Origin of the sequence: Sporosarcina sp. NCCP-2331, from assembly GCF_023707945.1 — a bacterium.
Taxonomy (GTDB): Bacteria; Bacillota; Bacilli; order Bacillales_A; family Planococcaceae; genus Sporosarcina; species Sporosarcina cascadiensis.
This window is the reverse complement of record NZ_BRCD01000001.1, coordinates 216,085-243,082: the sequence shown is the minus strand read 5'-3', so window position 1 is coordinate 243,082 and position 26,998 is coordinate 216,085. Positions and strand designations below refer to the sequence as shown.

Here is a 26,998-nt window from a genome sequence, read left to right as displayed (position 1 = left end):
TTAATGCACCTATGTTTTTATTTGAAAGTTGTTTAATGTTATTGTAAAGTATTTTTGCTCTTGGAGTAATTTGGTCGAGCACTTTAATATATTCTTCACTTTCAATATTCTCTTTTGAAGGATATTGGCGTAGAAGAAATTCTAAAATAATATGATTGATTAGTTCATAGTTTTTGATTCTCCATTTACCGTTAGATAATATGCACACTAAACTTTGATTTATAAACCACTCAATTTTTCCGGATCCAATTTGGATAAATTGAATATTATTTTTTTTTATTTTATGACTATTAGCTTTAATTGTATTATAACCTTTAAGCCAATCTGTTAATGCTCTATTTTCCTCTTCTAATGCCAAAATAAGTTGTTCATAGGTTTCATCTATTTGCTGACCAAGTTCCTCTATAATTAACTCATCTGTGTCAGTAGACTTAAGAGTTATGTACTGTTCTTCAAGTAGATTAAGTTTTTCTTTTTTTTGCTCAATTACAAGTTTTAATTCATTTTTTGAATTAAATTCAATAAAATATTGATACATACTTAATTTAAACTGTAGTTCTTCTGCTAGACGGTGTTGATCTGCCATAATCGCTGATATGCTTTTTTCTTTTTTTCTTTTTTTAGCTAATCCAACAATGGTATAGGAAGAATCTACGACATAACTTAATGATAGTGAATCTATAATTTTTAAAGACTGTTTATTTTTATCAATTTCGTTTATAGAGTAGGGGGAATCAAACGGTAAATAATCTATTCCTAGTTTTGAAAGTTCATCATTAATATTATCATCATGTTCTTTAAATAAAATAAAACTCATTTGACATAATTGTTGTTCATAGCTTCTATCACTTATTACTTGAAGCATATTTATAAAACTGTCTAGCAAAAAATATTTATTTTTCTTATCAATTAGAGAATATATATACTTTGTTATTAGTATGTTTTTATATAGAAAAGGTTCTCTTGAGTCACCAATATTTTCTTTCTCCTCAATAAATATCCTTTCTAAAGGTTTAATTACATGGTTAATACTTTTAGGGTTAATTTTCAAAATTGCTGTAGGTAGGTTTACGGCTGAAATATTATCGTTTTTTATTATTAGTGAAAGTCCTAAGATATCTTCAAAACTTTTTAAGTAATTTGCTAAAGTTAATTCTATACTTTCCAAAAAAAGCACCTCCTAAATATGATTATAGTATATTTTAAATTGTTTTGTTATAAACATTGAATATCATTCAGATATATCACGGAGAACCGTATCATAAGTGAGAGGCTCAGATATTTTATATTAAAGGTAAGTGAAGTGTTCAATGGGAAGTTGTTCTATATAATGAGTAATAGGAGGGGAAGCTGTCTGGATGACGCAAAAGGCAATTGCCGAATTGTTTCTAACGACTTAAGCAGAATATAGCCTCCATATAAAAAAACATCTCTCCAAAACAGGATCAATCATTAAGCTTTACTTGTCAATAAGCAGAGTAGTTTGCTGCACAGGTACATCAAAGATACCCCACGGGGGAATTCTGGAAAAAAACTATTTATAATGAATTCGTCGTAATTAGAAGTGCAGTTATCGATAAAGTAAGAGGAAACTTGGTCAGTGACAAACGCTAGACACAGATGAATTCAAGGAAAATCATAAGAAAATGGCTTCCATTGAAAAAGAAAATGCGAAGCTTTAATAGTTTTCAAGGTCTATTTCGAAGCGGGAGATAGGCCTTTTAGGTGTTCCAGAGCAATCACGATTAGTTTTGATTGTAATTAATAGTAGGCGGTTGAAGTGATAAGATCAACATAACAGGATAAAGCCCCGAAATTAATAAATTACCAATTTGAAATCATGTTTTTGACTTCATTTTTATAAACTTATATACACAGTGAACAAAACACATCCTTTTTCATTAGTTTTGAATTATTAGAATGATTCCTTTCTCACATATTAAAAGTTAAAACCGGTTAAAAAGTCTTGAATTTAATGGAGTTACGTGAGATTATAAGAAAGCGTAATTTTAAACAAAACTATAGAAGTTAAAGGCAAACTGATCTGAAAGGACAGGACGCAAAGCTTAGGGTCTAAAGTTTAGGGATTAATTAAAAGTCCTGCATTCTAAACAATGATCGCCTGGTTACCAAGTTTATGGATTAATATATTCCTTTGGCTATTCTATATTATATAGAATAGTTTTTTGGTGTTTAAAATTACCTGGCATGAGTTTGGCGTAAAGATATAGTCAGAAAGGATTAAGAGATTCTTGAAGTTATCAATTTAAACTATCATAAATAGAAAGAAGTGTAAAAATGAGTAAGAAAAGAATTTCGTTCAAAGCAAAGTTATTGGTTTTTTCATTATTACTATCACTAGTACCAATTATTTTTATTGGAGTTTTAGTTAATAAAACAGTTAGCGAAAAAACCGAGGATGATTATATCAGTTTCAGCGAGAAAGAAATTAAACAGGTGGACAATGGCATTTCGCTATACTTTCAAACGATTAGGGAAAATGTCAATTTATTAGCTAATGATAAATCCGTTTTAAATGCCGATTCAAGTATTACTTTATATAAAGATCTAGCGGGGGATGACTCTATTGATATGACTCCTTCAAAAAACGGGGATAAAGAGAAAGCCATTTATGATGTGTTTTCTCAATTTAGTATTCATCATCCTAAAGCCTCTTATGTTTATATGGGCACATCGGATGGAGGTTATGTCCAATATCCTGAGGGACCCGTGGCAGCAGGTTTTGATCCTAGAGACCGTCCCTGGTACAGCACAGCTATTGAAGAACCAGGAGAAGTAAAATTAACAAGTGCCTATGAGGCAACTGGTATAGAAGGAATTATAGTAAGTAATGTAGTGTCGATTGAAAAAGATGGAAAACAAACAGGCGTGTTAGGTCTAGATGTAAGTTTGGAAGGCTTAACAGATATTATCAAGGACATTAGTATAGGTGATAATGGTTATGTAATTCTCGCACAAGAAGATGGAACAATTCTTGCACATCCAAAAGATCCTGAATTGAACTTCCAACCGGTGTCTAAACTAAACATTCCTTCTTTAAAAGATTTAAGCAAAGATGGCTCATTTGAAGCTGAACTAGATGGGGAAGACTATGTATTAAACACAATCACTTCAGAAATTGATGGCTGGAAGTATATTGCTGTTATAAAGAAGGATGAAATTTTAAGTACCGCTACTTTCATTCGCTCAATGCTTTTTCTGATTGGCGGGATTTTTGCGATTCTTGCTGTAATCGCATCTATTGTTATGAGTTTACAGATAACAAAGAGAATTAAAAGTATTAGTGATTTGTCTTTAGCGATGTCAAACGGTGATTTGACTCAACAAGTCACGGTGAAGGTAAGAGATGAAATTGGGGATATGGGTGAAAATTTCAATACCATGTCTAACAGTTTAAAAGAAACAATAAAAAAAATTGCGCATGAATCTCAACAATTATCTGCGACATCTGAGGAGCTGGCAGCCTCTTCAATCCAAAATCAAACAGCTTCCAATGAAATATCCGAATCGATTCAATTTGTTGCTACTGGGACAGATGAACAGGATGCTGCTATGAAAAATGCAGTAGGTATTATCAATGAGGTGTTTAGGCATGTTGATGACGTGACAGTGAGCATGGACAATGTAAGTAATTCCATACATTATTCAACAGAAACTGCTATACAGGGCAGTGATGTCGTTGAGCAGACTGTAAATCAAATGATTGAAATTGATAAAAACGTGAGTTCTTCCGCTGAGAAAATTAGCATGTTAAATGAAAAATCAAATGAAATTAAACAAATCAGCTTTATCATTCAATCAATTTCAGAACAAACGAATTTATTAGCTTTGAATGCTGCAATTGAAGCTGCAAGAGCTGGCGAACATGGAAAGGGATTTGCAGTAGTGGCAGATGAAGTTCGAAAACTCGCAGAGCAATCCAGTAATTCAGCATTGCAAATCAATGAAATTATTCAAGATATTGAAGGTGGCATTGAAGATTCGATGGGTCTAGTAAATCTAGGGGTAAGCTCGGCAAAGGAAGGGATGAAACTCGTGAATGAAAGCGGGAAAGCGTTTGGAGAAATTAAGGACTCTATTCTCGCTGGTACGACAAAAATATCCGAGGTTAACATGGCAATGGAAAATATGAAGAATCATATAGCTGAAGTGGTAGTGCACATAGAGGACGTTTCAAAAACCAGTATAGAAGTAAATAATTATTCCCAAAACGTCGCAGCATCCTCCGAAGAAATGAGTGCCTCAATGGAGGAGGTTTCATCGGTTTCTCAAGAGTTAGCTAGGATGTCAAATGAATTGGAAGCAGCCATCCAGGAATTTAAACTGTAAAAGTATAATTTCTATCAAAACAATAACCACAAGAATGTGTTAGATATCCTAACATTTTGATCTATTATGTTTAACCTTAGTTATGATTTACAGGAATATTGTATAAATCGACCTCTGAATATTGTTTTCAGAGGGAAAATTTATAGTTAATTTGTTTTAGAATAGGGAGGAAACATCATGTGTAAAATATCGAATCGATTTAGAACCTTGATTGCTCTTATAGTAGTAGTGGCCGTGCTTCCATTGGCAAGTGTCTCTGCGGAAGAAAATGATTTTAATCCATTTGAAAAAAGTATTAGCGAAATTTCCGATGCTTTGGATAACAATCAAATTAAATCTGAGCAGTTGGTTAAGTATTACCTAGAACGTATAGAAGCATATGACAAGCAAGGCCCTGCGATTAATTCGTTCACTAATATTAATGAAGACGCTATAGAGATGGCAAAGCAATTAGATGCAGAGAGACAAAGTAAAGGCAAAAGAAGTGTACTTCATGGTATTCCAATCGTTGTAAAAGATAACTTTGACGTCAAAGGCATGCCGACAACGGCTGGCTCTGTTGCACTAAAGGATGCTTATCCCGTAAAAGATGCTTTTGCTATTCAGAAACTTAAGGATGCAGGAGCCATTATCATTGGAAAAACAAATATGTCAGAGTTTGCAGCATCTTATGGGAGATTAGGATATAGCTCTTTGGGCGGTTTAACCTTGAATCCTTACAACCTTAAACGTGATGCTTCTGGTTCTAGCAGCGGAACTGCCGCGGCAATTACAGCAAACTTTGGTGTATTTGGATTAGGTACTGATACGTCTGGATCGGTCAGAGGACCATCTCATGTCACGGGACTCGTCGCTATCAGACCGACATTAGGTTTAATAAGCCGCGGCGGAATCGTCCCGTCCTCGTTAAATTTCGATACTGCTGGTCCAATGGCTAGATCTGTAGAAGATGTAGCGATTGCATTGAGTTTTATGGCTGGAGTCGATGATAAAGATGAACAAACCTTATCTGCAAAGGGACATATTGTTGAAGACTATAGTAAGTCCTTAGACAAGACTGCTTTGCAAAATGCAAGAATTGGAGTAGCTGTTGACTTTTTTGGAGACAATGCCGAGGTGGATACAATTACTAATAAATCCTTGAAGAAAATGGAGGAAATGGGAACAGAGCTTATCCCGGTATCTTTCTCAGAGAAGACACAATATCTTTGGACACCAATTATTGGGCCAATTAATGAGGCTAATTTTAAGTCTCAGTTGGAAGAGTATCTAAAACAGTTCCCTGAAAGCCAGCCGAAAACACTGGAAGAAATAATTAAAATCAGTGAATCACCAGAGGTTTTGAATTCAGCCACACCAGTAAACCCAGCAGGTTTGGAAGGTTTAAAAACGAATGTAAAACAAGCGGCGTTTAAAGACACACCAGAATACGATGATTTAGTAACAAAAGAGATACCTAAAGTACGGGATGAAGTACAAGCAATAATGGAAAAAGAAAATTTGGATGCCATTGTTTTTCCAACAATGTCATGTCCTGCATCACCAAGATTCGATAAGGAAGACCCGACATACTTATGTGATGCCTATGACACGTATGCCGCGAGTTATGTAGCTTCGGCTACAGGATTCCCTGAGATTACTGTTCCTGCCGGTGCTACTGAGGAAGAACTGCCTGTTGGGATCTCTTTCATGGGATTGGCATTTAGTGAACAGTCTCTATTAGATATAGCCTATTCTTTTGAACAAGCAACCAATGCTAGAACGCTGCCTAAAACAACGCCTAATTTCGAAATGAATACAGATGAAAAGCCTGTATTTAAAGATGTAAGTTCATATGTCGATGAAATTATGTATTTGACAGATAAAGGAATAATTAATGGTTATCCAGATGGAACATTTAAACCAAATGATTCAATTACACGTTTACATGCTATACGATTGATTTTGAAAGAAAAGGGAATTGTCGACTTTTCAGATGTCACTAACCCAGGTTTTGTTGATGTTTCACCTGGTGATAATGGATACGAGGAGATTGCTAAGGCTGTTGAATTGGGTATCGTCAACGGAAAAGTTAACGCCCAAGGTAAAAAGTATTTCGACCCTAACGGAAAATTAAACCGCTCGCAAGCGGCTGCAATCTTAGTGTTAGCTTATGACTTAAAAGGCACAAACCCAACCGATTTTAAAGATGTTCCCAAGGAGAACTGGGCTCACAGCTATATTTCTGCGTTGGTAGCAAATAATATTACTACTGGTTATTCCGACGGTGAATTTAAGCCTAATATGAATATATCACGTCAACATTTCGCAGCATTTATGGCCCGATACCTAGATGATCAATTTAAGCCCACGAAGTAAAGATCGATCGAGCCTTTCTTCAAGTTAGATAAAGGTTACACAAAAATTTAGGCTTCTCATAAGCATTTCGAGCTTATGAGAAGCCTTTTGTATGTGTAGAACGACAGACATGTTAAAAGGATTGGGTTACTATAAAAATTCACAGGTTAAAGAGGCTGGACATAACATGAAAAAAGCGTAAAGGAGTTCAATTCCTTACGCTTTTTGTGTCTCTTTTCAGTAAACACTTTGCGAATCATTAGAGTGGACCGGAGCGGAAAAAGGCCGACTCCTGCGGGATTTAGCGCGAATGTTGAGACCCCGCAGGAAAGGCCGTCACGAAGAACGGTCTTTGCGAATAAAAGCGGAGCGTTATGAGCAGCAAGGGGATGCCTTAACTTCCGCAAAATCCGCAGAAATACGGCAAAGCGAACCCTGCGCTGTTCGCTTGGCTCAAGCGCGCCCCGCGGAAAGCGTGCCTTTTGGAGCGCAGGGGAACGGACTTTATTTTTAGTTTTGTCCCAGCCCCATTTATACTTCTTACGCTGTCCCATCCTCAAACAACTCAGGGAATAAATACGCAATAACTTCCCTGGTCAAACGCCGGGACGTCCCTTTGTATGGATAGATATGCATATACATAGACGGATTAAAGTTGGCTTCAATAATTCCATAAGCATTTTCATCAGCTGCAGGAACTTCGGTGTTTTCAATAATTAAATCGATGCCGCTGATTTTTGCTTCCAGCGCAGCTACCGCGTCCGCCGCGATCTTCTTATAATCCTCAGGAATTTGATCGGTCACGTCAATGGAATCTCCGCCTGTGCTCACGTTGGAATTCTCACGCAGATAAACGACCTCATCCGCTTTTGGAATTGAATCTGGTTGATATCCCTGCCCTTTAAGCATAAGGACCTCCAGATCACCTAATTCAATAATTTCTAATGGTGTTCTGTGGTCTCTGCCTCGCAGCGGATCACGGTTCTTTTCGTTCACCAGCTCTTCAATTGTCTGTTTACCGTCACCTGTCACGTTAGCAGGTGTGCGCAGCAAGACTGCATGAACCTTTTCATTCAGCACGAAGAAGCGATACTCTGTTCCACTGAGAAACTCCTCTATAAGTACAGAAGAATCTTCTTGAAATGCCAATGTAATAGCCTGTTGATAATCATCATAACCGGCACCGTCTTTAAAGATAGAAATCCCTAATCCATAGTTAGTAGTTTTCGGCTTCACCACAAAAGGCTTGGCGGAAAACACCTCATAAGCGCGCAGTGCATCTTCTATATCATTAAACTCATCACCTAAAGGCACACGGAATCCCTGTTGATGAAGGATTTTCTTCGTTACTGTTTTATTTTCCATAATTAAAGGGGAGACATAACTATCTTTACTTGTCATATTCCCGTTTTTTACATACTCAATATGATCATGTAATTTCAGCTTCAAAAATTGATCTTGCCGGTCTAAAATTTCCACCTGCAGTCCCTGCTGGATTGCATCAAACATTAGAATCTGTGTAGACAGCTCCATGTCAGTAAATCCTGTTAATTGATAGGGTTTAGCCCATGCCTCAGCGTAATTTTCTTTCGCAATACTCACTGCTGTTTGTTTCTGGCTGTTTTTTTCAATTTCTTTATATAGTCTTCCTGATAAAGTTTTACTCGGGTCCGCCAGCATTTCTCTTAAGTTAACAAATAATGTATCTGAAACCGTCAGGCCTAAGATTTCTGTTACCTGTTCCATTTCATCAATCATCTGTTCAGCTTCCGTTTTAAACTGAGTAGATTCCAACGGATGTTCAAGTGCTACAGTATTATTGTAAGATTCACCTGATTTACAATCAGCACTTTCATCTTTCCACAGCAAATATACTAGAAATAGATGCAAAAACTCCACTTGCTCACGGCTGATCCCATACATTTCAAAAGGATTTAAATCTATATTTCTCAATTCAACATAGCGGACGCCCTGCTCTTCCAGTTGTGAAACATGACCTTTGCTTCTTAGACGGATAGCAGAATAAAACTCTTTTTCTTCTATTAAATATCCCTTTTTAACCATTGATTCAAGATCAGCCGCATAGTTTTCAATGCTGCTGTACGAAACTTGAACCTCGTCAGAATTTGTGTAACCATATTTACTGCTTCTAATACTTCTTACGGGCTTGCTAAAAGAATCCTCTTCGAAAAAGTTCTTTTCACTCACAGGGGAAGCTCCGTAAAAGTAAGTTGTCAGCCAGCGGTACTGTATATAGTTTCTCGTAAGTTTTAAGTAAATTTCACTCTTAAAATGACGATATTCTTTGATCTCCGACTGCAAATTAAATAACACTCGAATCAGTTGGTCATCAAATTCAAAATTAAAATGAATTCCGCTGATCATTTGTTTGCGGCGTCCATAGGATTTGGCTAAGTATCGGCGGTACAGAACACTCTCAAAATTTTTCAGCTTGGCAATGACAATATCTTCTTCTTTTTCCGGTAACTGCGGCGGCATGCTTAACGGCCAGATCATTTCTTGCTCACTCATAGAACGATAGGCAACGTCATGAATTGCTGATAAATGGTTAAACAGCTCTTCTATTGAATCAGTAACAGGCGTAATTAATTCCATTTGTGTTTCTGAAAAGTCCCGCTGAATGTATGGATGCTGATCTCTTGCGGAAAGCACTTCAGGATGGTCTGTTTTCGCTAAGTTTCCCGACAGATCCACCCGCTGGCCTTCTTTCTCGATGCCGTAGCGAGCTTTTAATAAGTATGGTCTAACACGTTCATTGCCTAACATTTCTTTTAAATTCATAGTAGCTATCGCCCCCTGATTACTTTTTCACAGCAGTCTTTTCAGGAAATTAACCGCAATTTATAACAGAAAGCAGAAATTGAAAATATCCACATTTGGTTGAAATGTGGATACTTTCAATTCCACGTTTTATGATAAAAAGGGAATTAACCTAAGTGTTTCATATGGAAAGCAAAATGATCATCCAAGAAAGAAGCAATAAAGAAATAGCTATGATCATAACCATCTGCTTTTTTATAACTAACTGCTTGATTACTTTTCTGGGCATTTGCTAAGAATGCAGTTTCATCCAATTGTTCCGGATAAAACGTATCTTCGGTACCTTGCGTAATGAGAATGGGCGGCATGCCAGTTTCTTTGATCAGTTCTGAAGCATCCCATTCTCTCCAAGCTGCTCGGTCCTCACCTAAATAAGCCGAGAAAGCTTTAATTCCCCATGGAACGTCACTGGGGCTGAGTATAGGAGAAAAAGCAGAAATGGCTTTGAATCTTGAAGCGTTTTTCATGCCGATAACCAACGCGCCATGGCCGCCCATTGAGTGACCCATTATGCTTTCTTCACCTGAGAAATCAGGAATTAATGTGAACGCAATTTCTGTTAATTCCTCTGTAATATACGTATACATTTTATAGTTAGCCGCCCATGGATCTTGAGTGGCGTCTACGTAAAAGCCTGCTCCTTTTCCAAGATCCCATGCTTCATCGTCCGCGGCATGTTCTCCGCGCGGTGATGTATCTGGAATAATGACGGCAGTTTGATGTTTGTCAGCCAATCGCTGAAAACCGCTTTTTTGACTGAAATTATCGTCTGTACAAGTCAAACCGGACAGCCACCAAATAAGAGGGATTTTTTTACCCTCTTTATTTGACGGCAGATAAAGGCTAAACGTCATATCACACTGTAAGACTTCTGAATAATGACTGTACTTACATTGCTCTCCATCAAAAGAGCGATGCTGTTCAATGCGTTCAATACTCATGCTCTCACTCTCCATATGTTAAGACTGTGCGGATCGATTCGCCTTTGTGAAGCAAATCGAATGCTTCATTAATATCCATAAAGTCTAAATGATGTGTAATAAATGAATCTAAATCAATCTTACCATTCATATAGTCTTCAATCATTCCCGGAAGCTCAGTTCTGCCTTTTACTCCACCAAAAGCTGAACCTTTCCAAACACGACCCGTAACTAATTGGAATGGACGGGTCTGAATCTCTTTCCCTCCAGCTGCTACACCGATGATAATGCTCTCTCCCCAGCCTTTATGACAGCATTCAAGAGCGGATCTCATGACTTCCACATTTCCAATACACTCAAAACTGTAATCCACTCCGCCATCAGTCATTTCAACGATCACTTCTTGGATTGGTTTATCGAATTTTGACGGGTTAATAAAGTCGGTAGCGCCCATCTTTTTAGCCAGTTCAAATTTGTCTTCGTTCATATCAATTGCGATAATGCGGCTTGCTTTTGCTTGAGCCAGACCTTGAACTACAGCTAATCCGATAGCACCTAAACCGAATACGGCCGTCACGGCTCCTTCTTCCACTTTCGCTGTGTTATGGACAGCTCCAATACCAGTTGTCACGCCGCATCCGAATAAACAGACTTTATCAAGCGGTACATTTTGGTCTTCTACTTTTACTAATGAAATCTCTGATACGACAGTATATTCACTGAACGTACTTGTTCCCATATAGTGATAAATTGGCTCGCCATTATAAGAGAAACGAGTTGTTCCGTCAGGCATTAACCCTTTACCCTGCGTTTCGCGAATCGCACTGCACAGATTTGTTTTCCCCGATAGACAGAACTTACATTTTCCACACTCAGGTGTATATAGCGGAATCACGTGGTCTCCCGGCTTTACTGAAGTTACTCCTTCACCTACAGAAACAACGACACCCGCACCTTCATGACCGAGTACAGCCGGGAATACGCCTTCAGGATCGTCACCTGATAAAGTATAGGCATCTGTATGACAGACAGAAGTGTACAGAATCTTTACTAATACTTCTCCTGCTTTTGGATCTTCTACATCAATTTCTACAATCTGAAGCGGTTCTCCCGATTTAAATGCAACAGCAGCTCTACTTTTCAAATGAAGACCTTCTTTCTACTATTATAATAGTGATACTATACCCATAATTACATACCGCGAACCGATCAGCAATACTGACATATTTGTCACTATACGGGGTAAACTTCATTTATAACATACGACACGATGCTGTTTACATTTACATACGGGCAGACTATAATTCATCTTACCATACTGACAAATTTGTCAATTTGAATATAACGCTAATGGAAAGGTATGTGAATAAATAGTGATTCATTATAAAGAAAAAGAATATTACAGCAGTAAAGATTTGGCCTTGTCCGTTATAGGCGGACGATGGAAAATAGCGATTATTTGGTGCTTGCTTCAACAGTCTCCATTACGATTAAGTGAAATTGAAAAAAAGCTTCCCGATGCCAACCAGCGTATGCTGATTAGACAACTAAGGGAACTGGAAGACGATAAAATCATCACACGGTTTGTCTATCCGATTGTTCCGCCTAAAGTGGAGTACGAATTAAGTGAAATCGGTCTTCTCCTGGAACCTGTTGTCACTTCGATCTGTAATTGGGGAGATACTTTCAGTAAGTTTTTAGAAGAGGAATGATAAATAAGGGCATGACAGAGCTATCCTGACCCTCGTATAAGACAATGAACGTAAAAACATACTATACTAAGAAGAACAACTACAAACAGGAAAGGTATCAGGTGATCGCATTGAATAATAACGATATATTAGCCCGTTTACGATACGCATTGGATATAAAAGATGCTGCTATGGTCGAGATCTTTGAATTGGGCGGCGTGGAAACAACTAGACAGGAAGTCCGCGACATGCTGGCGAAAGCCAAAGACGATCAGGATTATGATTCACAGGAAAGTGAATATGTCAGAGAAATCGACAATCAGACGCTGGAATCGTTTCTGAATGGTCTGGTAACGCAGAAAAGAGGAAAGCAGGAAGGTCAATCGGAAAATACGCCGAATCAGTTCCTGATGTCAGCCAATCATCGAAATAAAAATAACATTCTTCTCAAAAAACTGAAAATCGCACTTTCACTTACAGGCGAAGATATGATGGAAATTTTACACGAAGCAGGCGTTGATTTATCGAAAAATGAATTGAGTGCAGTGCTGAGAAAAGAAGGACACCGGAATTATAAAGAATGTGGTGACCGGTACGCCAGAAACTTCCTAAAAGGCTTGGCATTGCGTTACCGGGAATAAGCAAAAGAGGAGAGGACGGCATGTTCGCGACGATTGATGAAAAAAAGAGAAGATTAGATGCGGCACGCCCATTACCTGAATATACGGTTCAAAGTCTAAGAGAAAAACTGTTCTTAGAGTGGACGTACAACTCCAATGCTATTGAAGGCAATACACTGACATTAAACGAGACGAAGGTAGTGCTTGAGGGAATAACAGTCGGTGGTAAAACTGTGCGGGAGCACTTAGAAGTGATTAATCACCGCGATGCGATTTCATATGTGGAAGAGATTGTGCATAAAGCGGACGCCATGTCAGAATGGCAGATTAAGAATTTGCACCGGCTTGTTTTGAAGGGAATCAACGACGAGTATGCGGGTGTCTATCGAAATCAGCAAGTATTTATTTCAGGCGCTCAGCATATACCGCCAGAGCCTTTTAAAATTCAAGAACAAATGGAACAGCTTCTTATTTGGTATCATGGGGCAGCACAAAGTCTGCATCCGATTGCCAGAGCTGCCATGCTGCATGCAATATTCGTAGGAATTCATCCATTTATCGATGGCAACGGAAGGACATCAAGACTGTTAATGAACCTGGAACTAATGAAGGCTGGTTATCCTCCTGTAATAATTAGAGTGGAAAATCGTCTAACTTATTACAATGCATTAGACAAAGCCCATACGACTGAAGATTATCAGGATTTTATTGATTTAGTGGCGGGGGAAGCAGAGTCTGCACTGAACCTGTACGTAAAAGCAGTAAATTGTTGATAGACGAATGTAGAGCACCTGGATCTTATAGTGAGATCACAGGTGCTTTTAGCATTCAGCTAATCATTCATACACAATCTAATCTTGTTTCTTCTTCACCTGTTTTAACGTTGCCACAATCAAAAAGCTGACGATCACCAGCAGCAGCCACGAACTTAGCTTCCCGATCCCAACCAGATGCCATGTCTCGCTTTGATTCGGGTATCTCCAGGCACCGAAAAATGTGGCGATGTTTTCGGCCACCCAGATGAAAAATCCAATGAGTACAAATGAAAATGCGATTGGCATACGGTAGCGGGTTTCGCCGACTTCATACGTTACCCATGACTGCCAGAAGACGATCAGCACGAGCGCAGACAGCCACCAGCGGATATCGATCCAGTAATGATGAGTGAAAAAGTTCAGATAGATGGCGGCAGCGAGCGGTGCAACGAGCCAAAGCGGCGGCCATTTCACCAAATCCACATGCAGCCTTCTCCATGCCTGGCACAGATAACTGGCGACACTGGCATACATGAATCCGCTGTACAGCGGCACCCCGAGTATTTTGAAATAGCCTTCTTCCGGATACGACCAGGACCCCATATTCACTTTAAATATTTCCAGAGCCAGTCCAATTAAGTGGAAAAGCGTAATGACTTTTAATTCATCGCGCGTTTCGAGGCCGGAACGCACCATCCACCACTGCATGAGCAGAAAAATAATCAGCAGCCAGTCGTAGCGTGGCAGGAAAGGCAGAGGTATCACTTGGGTCAACGCCAATGAACCGAAAATAACGACCGGGAACAGACAGGAAAGAGCCTGCTGCCAGCCAAAGCGGACGAGCTGCATCCATGCTGATGCGATGGTAATTTTAAACGTTTTTTTCTGTGTCAAAGTTTTTTGCATAGGACACCGCCTTTTTATCAAAATAGACCGAATTCTTTCTGGAAATTAGTATGACGATAGCCGAGCTGTTATGGTTCACTCTTTGTTGGGAATTAGCTGGCTATCTGTTATATAATGAGTACGCACCATACATAAGGGAGTTGTAAAAAATATGTTCGTACGTAAAAAAACACTCTATTTACTATTCAGCTTAACCGCGCTTGTCTTCTTGCTGATGGGCTGCGGATCAAAAGCAGAAGAGGGAAAACTGGTAGAACAGGAAGTTCCGGAAGAGCCGGTAAACGAGCCTGAAGAAGCGAAGGAAAAAGCAGCAGATTATTCAGCAGACGTAGAAGAAAATCCAATCGTGACGATTACGATGGAAAACGATGAGAAGATCGTCTTGGAGCTAGAGCCCAAAGTAGCGCCGAACACGGTAGCGAACTTTGTTTCATTGGTGGAAGAAGGCTATTACGACGGATTGATTTTCCATCGTGTCATTCCAGGCTTCATGATTCAGGGCGGAGATCCTTCAGGAAACGGTTCAGGCGGTCCAGGGTATTCAATTGACGGGGAATTTACGAATAACGGATTTGAAAACAATATGCTGCACGAGCGCGGTGTTCTGTCTATGGCCCGTACACAAGACCCGAACTCTGCCGGTTCACAGTTTTTCATTATGGCAGAAGATGTACCGGATCTTGATTCGGATTATGCTTCATTCGGCAAGGTAATCGAGGGAATGGAAACAGTGGATGCCATCGTGGCTGCTGAAACAGATCCTTCAGACAAGCCTTTAAAGGATCAGAAAATGAAAACAGTTGAAGTGGATACAAAAGGTTTTGACTATCCGTCCCCAACAGTTAATAAGTAAAACACACGAGGCTGCCCTTCAATAAAAAGGGCAGCCTGTATTTTATTCGTGCAGCGTCGGCTGAATGGTCATGGCTTTTATGTAGGGGATAAATAAACTAATAAACACGCCTGTGAAAAGTGCATTTACCAATGTACCAATGCCGATTGCTCCGTCAAAAAAGAAAGCTATGATTACGAGAATAATACTGATAATAGCTCGTGCATACGTTGTACTTAATCCGGTTAACCTGGATAATATTAGCATGGAACGATCCATGGGATTTGGTGCAAATGAAGATTGTAAATAAATTGCCACGCCCAAACCGATTAATACAATACCTAAGACTACGCATGTCCACTGACCAATCCAAGTTTGCGGTACGATCCAGTCGCGCAATAAAAATAACCACGCATCAATTCCAAGCCCTGTAACAAACGAAGTGATAAGTGCGTAATACTCCGGTCTTTTTTTATCAGCGATGGCGTTGCATAAGACCAGTGATGCCCCGACGACAATTTCCCAGCTGCCGATGGTCAAGCCGAATGTGCGGTACAAGCCGACGAGCAGTGCGTCAAACGGGGAAGCACCGAGCGCTGATTGTATGGTAAAGGTGATGCCTAATGTTAAAACAATCAGGCCGATGAGATAATTATGAAATCCAGCCTGTAATAGTCGCAAAATATTTCATCTCCTTCATATGACGCAATCTTCTCTTTTTTATTGTAACCTACATAGGTATAGCCTTCTATAGAAAGCGGGGATAATTATGAACAGACGCCTGATCGATGCGCATATTCATTTGGATATGTACAGCGACGAAGAAAGAATCTTACTCCTGAAAGAGCTGGAAGCAAGTTCTGTCGATGCATTGGTTGCGGTTTCAAAAGATTTATCGTCTTCCCATCGACAACTGGAGTCCGCACGTTTCGACAGCCGAATTAAGGCGGCAATCGGCTGGCATCCAGAGCAAGCTGTGCCAAGTGAAGAAGAACTGCAGGCAATCTTGAATTTGATTGATGAAAATCATCATCTTCTGACGGCGGTCGGTGAAGTAGGGCTGCCTTATTATCTGCGGCAAGGGACACCCGATCTGGACTTGTCGCCTTATGTAAAAGTACTCGAGAAATTCATTCAAAAAGCTGCTTATACCAAGCTGCCGATCGTTCTGCATGCGGTCTACGAAGATGCAGCTGCCGTATGTGATTTACTGGAAGCCTATTCGATTACGGCTGCTCATTTTCATTGGTTCAAGGGGGAGGATGTGGTGCTGGAGCGAATCCTCGCAAATGGCTATGTCGTTTCCGTTACACCTGATGTGGTGTATAAAGAAAAGATCCAGCACATTGTCGAACAGACACCGCTGTCACAGCTGATGGTGGAAACGGATGGACCCTGGCCATTTGAAGAGCGCTTTTCAGGTAGGCTTACACATCCTTCGATGATGCATGAGAGCGTACAGAAGATTGCTGATATCAAGCGAATGAATGCGGATGAAGTGTATAAAAGTATCTATGAAACAACTAAAGCGTTTTATCGGATTGAGGAAGTATTGTAAAAAATGTATGTGGTTTTGCTATGCTTCGGCACTGAGGGATCGCCTGCGTCCTTGGCCTTACTGGCGAAGAGTGAGCTGGCAGTCTCAGGGCAACGGGCACACCCCGCAGTCGTGCCTGCGCATACAAGAGTAGAAAAGTAACTTACTAGGTATTCAGCTTGATTTTTCAATATTTCAAACAATTCTAGGGTATATTTGGTATAGTGTTATTGGAGTAAAGAAAACATTTTTGAGGTTCCAGAAACGTCCCAATTTCTTAAATAAACAAAGAGTTGAGAGGATAAACATGATTATTAAAGCAATAATGAAATTTATACTCAAGGTCATTGGTTTCTTATTAGTAATTTTAGGGCAAGGTCTAATATTACTGGCGACAGTTTCAGGCTGTTTAATGAATGTGATTACTGGATTTCTATTCTTTCTAGCGATCATTTCTAGTTTTTTAGATGGGCCCATAAGTTATAAAATCGTTTTTTGGATTCTGGCCATAATCGCAGGAGCAATTTCAACTAATATTTATACAATACCGGAACGACTGGTAAATATGGGAGGGCGTTTAATTAATTATGATTTCAATTAATCGTTCTAGTAGAATTTACTATAATCAGAAGCAATTGTTAAAGAGCCTGGCTGCAGAGTTGGACCAAATTAGTAAGATACGAATAATTATAACCGAAAAGCCTGTGTCTCAGATTACTTTGTAATCTAAGATACAGGCTTTTTATTTCATCTCTACTATCTCTTCACACATTACGAACAAAGTACAATAATCTGAGAAGGTGCTGCCTGTGCGGGGATACTTCTCGTAGTTGCTCCGTATACCACAATTAAATTTCTTCCGCCGACCTCGCCGGTGAACGGCTGCCCGTTTTGCAGTACTATTTGTGTTTGGGGAGAAATGTTCAGTTTCAGCGTCCCGTCACGGCTTTCTAAACGGCGGTTGAAATAATCCACTTTTATACGGTAATAAGGAGAATCTTTACTCATAATGAGGGCTCTGTATTGGGGCGGATAGATCATGGGTACCGGGGCATTTGCATCATAAAATCCAGTGACCCGGTCGCCTGTATTGATTATTGCATGATCGACAAAATAGGTTGTCGGCTCCACAACAAAATTGACAATATTTCCATACCCGTTATCGACCGTGAACATTTTATAGCATCCGGCTTCATTTTCCTGCCCAATCGAAAAGTCCTCAATCATCATCACTGTGCCGCTGAAAGATAGAAAGTTCATCATTCGGCCCCTTCCGTTATTTAATCAGTCCACTTGTATAGCCTATGTAAATTTTGAAGTTCGGTGAATACGGACAGAAAGTCTAATGGAAGATTGCTGAATCATTCAGTACTAAATTAATAAGATCGTTTTCTGTCGAAAAGTAACGAGTGATTCATCCCGGAAATAATTGACATGGCAGGCAAGACAGGATATAGTAAATGATAATCGTTCTCATTAATTGGATGGTATGAAAAGATATACATAGTAAAGGCCGCCAGTCACACAAATGTCATGAAGGTTCATAATAAATCTTTGAATTTATGGCCGAAAGACATGGGATTTGTGAGATACTTTATAGGTGGGAATCTGCCCAGCATATAGAAAAACCTATATCAATTATCCTTAAGATAGAACTAACATACTGAAAGGGGACGAATAAATAGTGAAAAAAGGATTTATGTTTGTTTTATTAGCAAGTGTTCTCATGCTGACAGTGGCTTTGCCGCAAGCATCGGCACAAGTTGCAGATGGAACGCATTCACTCGATTATCAGGTGAATCAGCCAAATAGCAGCTCTGCTTCGATTGCCAATGATTACTTCTTGAAGCCCGCAAAGGCAACGGTCAAAAATGGGGTTGCCACAGTGGAGCTTACATTGAAAAACAGCACGTGGATCACAAAATTCCAGCCGCCTGGCGGTGCGACTGTACTCAGTGAGGATAAGGCAGCAGATACACGTGTCGTACAGTTTACAGTGAACGATCTGTCAAAGCCTCTCACGATCGAAATGAAGGTAGATGTAGATGATATTAATTACCACCATGAATATTCGGTTGACCTCGTTTTTGACGAAGCAGCGGCAGTCGCTCCACCGGTAAAAAATGAAACAGTGAAACCAACTCCGGAAAAGGATAAAGCACCTGCTTCCAGTACGACAGGAACAAAGAAACCGTCGGCTGAAAATCAAGTGAAAAATCCGCAAACTAGTGATTCAACGCCGTACTTACTAATCTTTGCATTAGCAGGTTCAGCATTTTTACTTTATAGAACTAGAAACCAAAGAAAACAGGGGGAACAATCATGACAAAAAAGACTACATCACGCGCAACAAAAGCGGTACTGGCTTCATTACTGGCAGCATCCATCGCACTTCCATCAGCTGCTTCAGCAAGCACGAACCCGATCAGCTCAAGCAATAATGCAGCGACGACACTTGCTGAGACAATTGCAGCAGATCAGATTATCGACTTCCACGTATATAAGCCAGGAACAACTGAACCACAACCGGCAATTAGCGGCCACATCGTACCTCAGGGGACACTTGTTGAAAAAGATGGAAAAACTACAGCGTATTTAACGGTTGCAGCTAAATCTGCACCTATGATTGCAGGTTTACAAACGAAACAAGGCGAAGAGTTTGTTGATGCAGCTGGTGTGAAAAACACAGATGGCACAATCACATACAGTTTCCCGGTTGTTAAAGATACAGTTTATCCAGGTAAGATTCATGTGGTAGTACCGGCGATGAGCATGGACACATGGTATGAATTCGACTTCAAAGCAACAGCAGCTAAAAACGATGTAGAAGCAGAAGTTAAATCAGTACCTGTAAAAGTTTATAAAGATGGAACAAGCGAAGAGTCTATGATGAAACAGTACATGTCTTCAACTGCATCTGTGAAGAAGCTGGCAGACGGCAATGAAGTAACGGTTTCATTCCCTAAAGGCCACTACATCCAAGAGTTCAAAGTGGATGGCAAGGTTGTAGCAATTGCTACAGACGACAAGTCTACAGGTGAACGTACGTATACGTTCAAAGTAGCAGACTTAACAAAATTAGTGAATGCTGACCTGCATGTGATTGTAGACGAAGCGGGCGTTAAGTATGATTCAAATCATAAAGTTCAAATTGGACTGGACGGAGCGAAGCCGGGCGACAAGCCAGTGGAAACGCCAAAGCCTGAACCTACTCCCGATCCAATCGTAAATCCATTCAAAGACATCGATAAAGACGGCAATAAAGAAGCAATCCTTGCACTTTACAAGAAAGATATTATCAAAGGTGCAGACAAGTTCAACCCGCGCAACAACATCACCCGCTCACAATTTGCGTTGATGATCGCACGTGCATTAGACTTGAAATCTTCAGGATCTGCAGGCTTTAAAGACCTTGGCAATATTACAGATAAAGAGCGCGTAGACGCTATCAATGCCTTGGCGCAAGCAGGTATTGTTCAAAAGAACGAAAAGTTCAATCCGAATAACACATTGACTCGCCAGCAAGGTGCATTAATGCTTTACCGTGCTGTGAATCACGCGGCAGGAAATGAAATGAATATCGGCGATACAAGCCTTAAATATTATGCAGACGGAGCAGTTGTCACAGATCCTGAAACGAAAAAAGCATTTGCTTTATTGTATGCAGGAGGAATCATGACAGGCTCTCAGACGGCTGACGGTAAAAAGGTAATTAACGCAGGCAGCCCGCTGCAGCGCACACAAATGGCTAAGATCTTAAACGGTTCATTGGATTTTATGGACAAAAATAAATAAGTAATTCGAACAGATACTTCCTCTCGCTTTTTTCATTAAGCGGGAGGAAGTTCCTGTCGTTTTATCTGTAATCGGCCAGAATAGGAAGGGAGCGTGCGGGTTTGAAATGAAAAGAATAGGTGGTCTTTCCATCCTGATTTTGATGATCTCTGTACTGCTGCCTTATCATTCAACTGCAGACGCGGCTGAACAAAAAAACGTCAATGGTGTGTATCAAGTTGAGCTAAGTTTTCAATCAGATGAATCAGCAGGTCAGGAAATTTTATTCGGCGACAAGGCTGAACTGACGGTTAGAGAAGGTCGCTACATTCTCTCGGTTCCAGTAAAGTATCAGGACGTCATCAAGAAAGTAACCGTTCAGCAGTCAGGAAACCAGATGAAGTCATCGCTGAATGCGGATGAAAATTTAGTTCAGTTTGATATGGAGAATGTACTGGCAAGTGTCATGATTGAAGGAGAGTATCAATGGTCCGAAGATGATCTTTTACTATCCTTCTCGCAGGAAATAGTAATTCTTGCAGATTCTTTACCGAAGGAAGAGCAGAAGCCGGCAGCTGATGGCACGGTGCTGACCGACGGAAATAAACAGCTGCCCGTCAAAACTGAATCTGTCCATCGGGATAAAACTCCAATCATAAAAGAGCGGGAAAAACGTACCTATACCCCCCGGCCGTCCAGGCATTCAAAAGAGGCTGCAGAAGCCCGAGAGAAAAAGCAGGCTGCAGAAACGGCACGAAAAGCAGCAACTGAAGAAGAGCAGCTGGTATTTGATCGTACACAGGATGCAGCAGCAAAAGTGCAGTCAGCAGTAAAAGAGCAGACTCCTGTGAGACCGGCAGTCGTACAGATAGCAGGGGAAAAAGCGGAAGTGGCATCCACTTCAGTTCATACAGCAGAAGGCCAGGCTATTCCATTTAATGTTGTAAAAGCCTGTATCCTGTTTCTTGCCTGTATCCTTTCAGGAGCTTTATTAATTCGGCGACTGGTCAGCAGAAAAAAAGAAGTTATCAGTAAATGATGAATGGAGGATCACAGCGTGCAGAAAACATGGAGATATTTTACGTTGTTCGCAGCCGTTTTGTTACTAGCTTTTGCGGCAGGCTGCGGTGCAGATACAGATAAGGAAAGTGCGTCAGCTGAAGCCGGTAATGACAAAGCAGAAGGTTCGGATCAACGCATCATAGCGGGGACAGTCGTTATCGCAGATATCCTGGATAAATTAGATATTGACGCAATTGCGATACCCGAATCAGAAAAACAGCTGGCGCCGCGTTTTGACGGACTGCCAACAATCGGCAATGCAATGACGCCCGATATGGAGATCGTGAAGTCGCTGGACCCGACAGAAGTATTGTCCGTGTCCACACTGGAATATGATTTGACGGACAGTTTTGAGCAGTTGAATATACCGGTGAAATTTTTGAACTTCCAAAGTGTTGACTCGATGATCACAGAAATTCAGACACTGGGTGAGCGTTACAACCGCACAGAAAAGGCAGATAAGCTGGTTTCGAATCTGCAAAAGAATATTGAAGCAGCAGAAACAGTCGCAGCGAACCGTAAAGGACCGCGTGTTTTGATTTTACTCGGGATTCCAGGCAGCTATCTGGTAGCTACCGAAAATTCCTATGCAGGTGATTTGGTGAAGCGCGCGGGCGGTATTAACGTGATGGAAGGGCAGGATCCTGAATATCTTTCTTCCAATACAGAATATCTTCATAACAGCGATCCTGACATAATTCTTCGGCTGTCACACGGTATGCCGGAAGAAGTGGTGGAGATGTTTGAGGAAGAGTTCAAAACGAACGACGTGTGGAAACACTTTGATGCGGTGAAAAACGGCAAAGTCTATGATTTAGAAGAAGAGCTTTTCGGAACGACCGCTTCACTGCAGGTACCGGAAGCATTGAAAGAATTAATTAAGATTTTCTATCGTTGATCAGGATGATTGATGAATTACGGTGAAAAAGGAAGACCGTTATGACAAAAAGAATTGTTAGTTATGTGGCTGTAGCTGTGCTGCTCATCGTGACCATCGTTTATTCAGCTGCGACAGGCAGTATTCAGATGGGCTTTTTCGAATTTTTGGGTGCGCTTTTTGAAAAGGGAAACAGTCAGATGGAAGTGATCCGGGATCTGCGTTTTCCTCGGATCATTGTTGCTTTATTTGCCGGGGCGGCCCTTTCGGTTTCCGGTGTTCTGCTGCAGTCTGTTATGCGTAACCCGCTGGCAGACGCGGGAATTATCGGAATTTCATCCGGCGCTGCTTTTGTTCAGTTATTTATTATTTCATTTTTCCCCGCACTCTTTTTCATGACACCTTTATTCGCGTTTATGGGCGGCGCGTTTGCCTGCTTCCTCGTTTTTGCGCTGTCATGGAAGTCGGGGCTCAGTCCGTTGAAATTAATCCTTGTAGGAATCGCGATCAATGCGATGTTCACAGGCCTGACGGAAGCATTCATCAGCTTTGGCGGCTCGTTGAATGTCTCGGCGTCAAGTGTCATCGGTTCGAATCTGACACTGCGGACGTGGAAAGATGTTTCAACAATTGTTACATATGGAACGATTGGACTGGTGCTGGCGTTTGCACTGTACAGCTGGTGCAACTTGCTGGTGTTGCAGGATAAAACAGCAAAGAGTATTGGTTTTCATGTGGCGCGCGCACGGCTGATCATTGCGGCAACGGCCGTTTTATTATCAGCCATTTCAGTCGTCGTGGCAGGGGTCATTTCATTTGTCGGCCTGCTCGTACCACATATCGCACGCCGGTTAGTCGGCTATGACCATAAAGTGCTCCTGCCATTTACCGCATTGCTGGGGTCATTGATTATTTTGCTGGCTGACACCATTGGAAGGACGATTGTGGCGCCGCTGGAGATTCCTGCATCGACGATCATGGCAATCATTGGCGGCCCATTCCTCATATTCTTACTGCGAAAAGAGTGACCTGCTATGGAAATGAAAAGTATCATTGTCTCCCATGATAATAAAACGAACCATCTGGACGGTGTGACGACGTCGATACAAAAAGGCAAAGTTACGACAATTATCGGTCCGAACGGCTGTGGGAAATCGACGTTATTAAGTGTGCTGTCCAGAAACAATACGCCGAAGTCGGGTGCTGTTTCATTGGAAAATCGTGACCTGCTGCAATATAAGCCAAAGGAATTCGCAAAAAAACTGGCGATAGTTTATCAACAGAATGATATACCAAAAGATTTAACGATTGAAAAGCTCGTCGGCTTTGGCCGGCTGCCGCATAAAAACTTGCTGCAGCGCGCGCGGGAAGAGGATCTTCAGGCAATCGACTGGGCGCTGTCGGTGACGAACCTGAATGATAAGCGCGATAAAGATCTGGAGGCATTATCCGGCGGTGAGCGCCAGCGTGTGTGGATTGCGATGGCACTGGCACAGCGCTCTGAGATTCTGTGCCTGGATGAGCCGACTACTTATTTGGATATCTATTACCAAATTGAGCTGCTCGAGCTGGTGAAGTCGCTGAATGAAGAATACGGCCTGACGATTGTTATGGTGCTGCATGATATCAACCAGGCAATTCGTTACAGTGATGAAATCATCCTGATGAAGACTGGACAGATTGTGGCTGAAGGACCGCCGCGTGAAGTCATTACGAAAGATGTCATTAAGCAGGTCTATGGCGTGAACGCGGTCTTTAAGGAAGACGACGAACTCGGCCTCTATATGATGTCACTCGGTATTTAGGAGGTCTCCGAATGAAAAAACGCCTATCGAAGCTGATGCCGTTTGTCTATCTGGCGGTCTTCCTGTATTCAGGTTATTTGCTGGTACAGTATCTTTATACATATATAGAAGCTGCGGGTACATTGAAAGAAACACAGGAAATCTATGAGACGGCGCTGGAAAATGAGGCAGAGCCTGCCGTTTCAGTAGGGTCAAATAAAGAGGATATTTTATCACGCTATACGATGAGGCCGCAGTTTGATGAGCTGCATAAAATCAATGACGATATTGTCGGCTGGATTTCAGTTGAGGGCTCAAAGGTCAATAACCCGATACTGCAGGCGGAGGATAATGATTTTTATCTGAACCGGAACTTCAAAGGTGATTACAGCCGTGCAGGAAGTGTCTTCATGGATTACCGCAACGATGTCACCGATATGAGCCGTAACACAGTGATTTACGGGCATGCCATGAGAAACGATACGATGTTCGGCAGCCTGAAGAAGTTTGGAGATCAGGACTATGCCAATAAACATTCCGTGATCTATGTGGATACGCTGTACGAAGGTTATGACATTGAAGTGTTTGCCGCTTATGAAACGACGATCGACTTTTATTATATTGAGACGCATTTCCAGTCGGATGAAGAGTTTGCGGGTTTCTTAGGGGAAGTGGAATCACGTTCGCTGATTGAGATGCCGGTGGAAGTGGGACCGGATGATAAAATTGTTACGCTTTCCACATGCAATAACTCTGTGAACAGTAAAGACAAGCGCTACGTAGTGCAGGGGAAATTAGTGAAGAGATAAATAAGTACCAGGTGCACAAGGGTGTGAAAAGACCAGGAACAAAAAAGGAATGCGTGGGTATGCATTCCTTTTTTGTTTTTCCTAGGAAAAATAGCGGATTGATAAGTAAAAGAGGTCTGTGTATAGTTCTGAGTTACAGACCATTCATAGGAGGTTTTTTGTTGGGAACACAATCGCTTCACTCCAGTAAAGAAACACCGTATTTTGTTATTAGTATTGTTTTCAGTGTACTCATCTATTTATTAGCTGTCATCAGCGTTGTCGGTATCGTAATTGCTGCAGCCATACTTGCAATCATATTAGTGCTGAATGCTGTCATGATCGGCGGTATTCGTGGAAACGGGATCCGGGTGAATGAAAAGCAATTTCCTGATGTTTATAAAAGAGTAGTGGACTTATCCGTTCAAATGGGAGTAGCCAAAGTGCCTGATGTATTCGTCATTAATTCAGAAGGTGCTTTAAATGCTTTTGCCACAAGATTTATGGGAAGAAATATGATGGTGATTTATTCAGAAGTGTTCGAACTGGCGAGACAGCAGGGAGAAAAGGAACTGGATTTCATTATTGCACATGAACTGGCCCATATTAAACGGAGACATGTGTGGAAAAACATTCTGATTATGCCTGCCGCTTTTATCCCTTTTCTTTCACAGGCATACAGCCGGGCCTGTGAGTATACATGCGATCGGTATGCGGCCTATTACACACAGGATGGTTTCGCTGCCAAATGTGCGCTTACCATGTTAGGCGTAGGGAAAGGTCTCTATAAAGAAGTGAATGAATTTGCTTATCTTGAACAAATTCAAAGCGAATCCAATGTGGCAGTATGGTTCTCCGAAGTGTTGGCCAGCCATCCTAATCTGCCGAAACGAATTCAGGCAGTCGGCCAGTTCATGCAGGTGGAAGGAACGCCGAACTTCCGGACGAATGCAGGGAAAATTACAGTAGGTGCTCTTATCGCAGGCGGAGCTCTTACCGCTCTGTATGTCGGTATCATTCTCTTTTTTGTTCTGGGTACTACTATTCTCTCAACGTTCCTTGGAGGCTTCCAAGAAGCCGGAGCGGATGAATACGATTCCCCTGGTTTAACTCAGCTCATGGAGGCGGCAGCGGACGGCGATGTTAGTGAAGTAGAGAAAATCTTGATAGAGGGTCATGATATTTTTGAAGAAGATGACGAGCAGACAACTGCCCTTCACTACGCAGTCTACAATAGTAATGTGGAAGCCGCCGAAGTATTGCTGGAGAACGGGGCAAATCCAAATGACTCGGATAATTACTCAACTGTTTTAACCGCGGCATTAGCAAATGAAGATTATGAGCTGGCTGCGCTGCTTTATGAATATGGCGCAGACCCATTAGTAAAAGATGTTGATGGCGAATCGGGAGTAAGTTATTTGGGTGTTAAAACCAAAGAGGAATTTGAAGAGATGCTGCAGTATTAATTTGGGGTCTGCACCAAAATCGGTTCTTGACGACTTGTCAAGTATGTATTGCGAAAATTATGCTGCAGTTTAAACCCGCTTCGGCGCTGGGGGATTGCCTTACGCTATGAGCCAGCTGGCGAAGAACGCGCCAGTTGTCTCGCAGCAACGGCTAACCCCGCAGTTGCGCCTTCGCTGTTGTGGAGAATGTATGACTTGTTGCTTTTTTGCAGAGTAGCGTGTTGAGTTGATGTGTTACCGTTGCTCGACTTTACAAACGCATTGATCACAAAAACTTAAGCCTTTGCAGAATGCTAAGTATTGCATGAAACACCTAACCTATCGTAATCATTTCAAATATGATGCTCATACTGCCTACTCACACACAAAGTATTAAAACACCAGCCTAGTGTACCGGAGTGGAAGGCGGCGACTCTGGGAGGATCAGCCCGACAGGTGAGACAACTTGCGGGAGCGAA

At 41.2% G+C, this 26,998-nt stretch carries 23 protein-coding genes and 1 riboswitch; of the genes, 16 read left to right on the top strand and 7 right to left on the bottom strand.

The window, feature by feature from the left end:
• The coding region (locus NCCP2331_RS01180) for a hypothetical protein (RefSeq protein ID WP_251667936.1) at positions 1-1,168 on the bottom strand (1,168 nt) is incomplete at its 3' end.
• A gap of 855 nt (positions 1,169-2,023) precedes the next feature.
• A riboswitch (cyclic di-GMP riboswitch) is annotated at positions 2,024-2,134 on the top strand.
• Positions 2,135-2,298: 164 nt separating this feature from the next.
• Here NCCP2331_RS01180 and NCCP2331_RS01175 point away from each other — a divergent pair.
• A complete protein-coding gene (locus NCCP2331_RS01175) occupies positions 2,299-4,350 on the top strand; it encodes a methyl-accepting chemotaxis protein (protein ID WP_153721550.1) in 2,052 nt (683 codons plus the stop codon).
• Between the two features lie 177 nt (positions 4,351-4,527).
• Positions 4,528-6,708: an amidase family protein gene (locus NCCP2331_RS01170; RefSeq protein WP_251667934.1), complete on the top strand. Its 2,181-nt coding sequence runs from the start codon at positions 4,528-4,530 to the stop codon at positions 6,706-6,708.
• Between the two features lie 519 nt (positions 6,709-7,227).
• Here NCCP2331_RS01170 and gshAB read toward each other — a convergent pair.
• From gshAB to NCCP2331_RS01155, 3 genes are all read right to left on the bottom strand, one after another.
• Positions 7,228-9,489 (bottom strand): bifunctional glutamate--cysteine ligase GshA/glutathione synthetase GshB, encoded by a 2,262-nt coding sequence (gene gshAB, locus NCCP2331_RS01165; RefSeq protein WP_251667932.1) that lies wholly within the window; start codon positions 9,487-9,489, stop codon positions 7,228-7,230.
• A gap of 146 nt (positions 9,490-9,635) precedes the next feature.
• Positions 9,636-10,469 carry an S-formylglutathione hydrolase gene (gene fghA / locus NCCP2331_RS01160; protein WP_251667931.1) on the bottom strand — a complete coding sequence of 278 codons (834 nt, stop codon included), beginning with the start codon at positions 10,467-10,469 and terminating at the stop codon, positions 9,636-9,638.
• A gap of 4 nt (positions 10,470-10,473) precedes the next feature.
• On the bottom strand, positions 10,474-11,592 hold the full coding sequence (locus NCCP2331_RS01155) for an S-(hydroxymethyl)glutathione dehydrogenase/class III alcohol dehydrogenase (protein ID WP_251667930.1): 1,119 nt from the start codon (positions 11,590-11,592) through the stop codon (positions 10,474-10,476).
• 226 nt (positions 11,593-11,818) lie between these two features.
• On the opposite strand from NCCP2331_RS01155, the gene NCCP2331_RS01150 reads away from it, so the two are divergent.
• From NCCP2331_RS01150 to NCCP2331_RS01140, 3 genes are all read left to right on the top strand, one after another.
• A complete protein-coding gene (locus tag NCCP2331_RS01150; RefSeq protein ID WP_251667955.1) occupies positions 11,819-12,160 on the top strand; it encodes a winged helix-turn-helix transcriptional regulator in 342 nt (113 codons plus the stop codon).
• 104 nt (positions 12,161-12,264) lie between these two features.
• Positions 12,265-12,780: a YehS family protein gene (locus tag NCCP2331_RS01145; protein ID WP_251667952.1), complete on the top strand. Its 516-nt coding sequence runs from the start codon at positions 12,265-12,267 to the stop codon at positions 12,778-12,780.
• Positions 12,781-12,800: 20 nt separating this feature from the next.
• Positions 12,801-13,532, top strand: coding sequence for a Fic family protein (locus tag NCCP2331_RS01140; RefSeq protein ID WP_251667929.1), 732 nt, complete (start codon positions 12,801-12,803; stop codon positions 13,530-13,532).
• Positions 13,533-13,610: 78 nt separating this feature from the next.
• On the opposite strand, the gene NCCP2331_RS01135 is transcribed toward NCCP2331_RS01140, so the two are convergent.
• Positions 13,611-14,420 carry a DUF817 domain-containing protein gene (locus NCCP2331_RS01135; RefSeq protein WP_251667928.1) on the bottom strand — a complete coding sequence of 270 codons (810 nt, stop codon included), beginning with the start codon at positions 14,418-14,420 and terminating at the stop codon, positions 13,611-13,613.
• Positions 14,421-14,571: 151 nt separating this feature from the next.
• Here NCCP2331_RS01135 and NCCP2331_RS01130 point away from each other — a divergent pair, with 151 nt between their 5' ends.
• Positions 14,572-15,273 carry a peptidylprolyl isomerase gene (locus NCCP2331_RS01130; protein ID WP_251667927.1) on the top strand — a complete coding sequence of 234 codons (702 nt, stop codon included), beginning with the start codon at positions 14,572-14,574 and terminating at the stop codon, positions 15,271-15,273.
• Positions 15,274-15,315: 42 nt separating this feature from the next.
• Here the strand turns inward: NCCP2331_RS01130 and NCCP2331_RS01125 are convergent, their stop codons facing one another.
• A complete protein-coding gene (locus NCCP2331_RS01125; protein WP_251667926.1) occupies positions 15,316-15,933 on the bottom strand; it encodes a YczE/YyaS/YitT family protein in 618 nt (205 codons plus the stop codon).
• An 88-nt stretch (positions 15,934-16,021) separates the two neighbouring features.
• Between NCCP2331_RS01125 and NCCP2331_RS01120 the strand changes: the two genes are divergently transcribed.
• Positions 16,022-16,810 carry a TatD family hydrolase gene (locus NCCP2331_RS01120; RefSeq protein WP_251667924.1) on the top strand — a complete coding sequence of 263 codons (789 nt, stop codon included), beginning with the start codon at positions 16,022-16,024 and terminating at the stop codon, positions 16,808-16,810.
• Positions 16,811-17,096: 286 nt separating this feature from the next.
• Positions 17,097-17,390 carry a hypothetical protein gene (locus NCCP2331_RS01115; RefSeq protein ID WP_251667922.1) on the top strand — a complete coding sequence of 98 codons (294 nt, stop codon included), beginning with the start codon at positions 17,097-17,099 and terminating at the stop codon, positions 17,388-17,390.
• Between the two features lie 170 nt (positions 17,391-17,560).
• Here NCCP2331_RS01115 and NCCP2331_RS01110 read toward each other — a convergent pair whose 3' ends face one another.
• Entirely contained in the window at positions 17,561-18,052 is a 492-nt protein-coding gene (locus NCCP2331_RS01110; protein WP_251667921.1) for a hypothetical protein, read from the bottom strand.
• Between the two features lie 421 nt (positions 18,053-18,473).
• On the opposite strand from NCCP2331_RS01110, the gene isdC reads away from it, so the two are divergent.
• The 8 genes from isdC to NCCP2331_RS01070 all read left to right on the top strand — a co-directional run bounded on the left by isdC (position 18,474) and on the right by NCCP2331_RS01070 (position 26,540).
• Positions 18,474-19,115: a heme uptake protein IsdC gene (gene isdC / locus NCCP2331_RS01105; protein ID WP_251667920.1), complete on the top strand. Its 642-nt coding sequence runs from the start codon at positions 18,474-18,476 to the stop codon at positions 19,113-19,115.
• Positions 19,112-20,584 (top strand): NEAT domain-containing protein, encoded by a 1,473-nt coding sequence (locus tag NCCP2331_RS01100; RefSeq protein WP_153721566.1) that lies wholly within the window; start codon positions 19,112-19,114, stop codon positions 20,582-20,584. Before isdC ends, NCCP2331_RS01100 begins: the two co-directional genes overlap by 4 nt.
• 106 nt (positions 20,585-20,690) lie before the next feature.
• Positions 20,691-21,602 carry a hypothetical protein gene (locus tag NCCP2331_RS01095; RefSeq protein WP_251667919.1) on the top strand — a complete coding sequence of 304 codons (912 nt, stop codon included), beginning with the start codon at positions 20,691-20,693 and terminating at the stop codon, positions 21,600-21,602.
• A gap of 3 nt (positions 21,603-21,605) precedes the next feature.
• Positions 21,606-22,523 carry a heme ABC transporter substrate-binding protein IsdE gene (gene isdE / locus NCCP2331_RS01090; protein WP_309296350.1) on the top strand — a complete coding sequence of 306 codons (918 nt, stop codon included), beginning with the start codon at positions 21,606-21,608 and terminating at the stop codon, positions 22,521-22,523.
• A gap of 41 nt (positions 22,524-22,564) precedes the next feature.
• A complete protein-coding gene (locus NCCP2331_RS01085) occupies positions 22,565-23,530 on the top strand; it encodes a FecCD family ABC transporter permease (protein ID WP_251667917.1) in 966 nt (321 codons plus the stop codon).
• 6 nt (positions 23,531-23,536) lie between these two features.
• Positions 23,537-24,307 (top strand): ABC transporter ATP-binding protein, encoded by a 771-nt coding sequence (locus NCCP2331_RS01080; protein WP_251667916.1) that lies wholly within the window; start codon positions 23,537-23,539, stop codon positions 24,305-24,307.
• Positions 24,308-24,318: 11 nt separating this feature from the next.
• Positions 24,319-25,095: a class B sortase gene (gene srtB / locus NCCP2331_RS01075; protein WP_251667915.1), complete on the top strand. Its 777-nt coding sequence runs from the start codon at positions 24,319-24,321 to the stop codon at positions 25,093-25,095.
• A 161-nt stretch (positions 25,096-25,256) separates the two neighbouring features.
• On the top strand, positions 25,257-26,540 hold the full coding sequence (locus NCCP2331_RS01070; protein WP_251667914.1) for a M48 family metallopeptidase: 1,284 nt from the start codon (positions 25,257-25,259) through the stop codon (positions 26,538-26,540).
• Positions 26,541-26,998 lie beyond the last annotated feature (458 nt).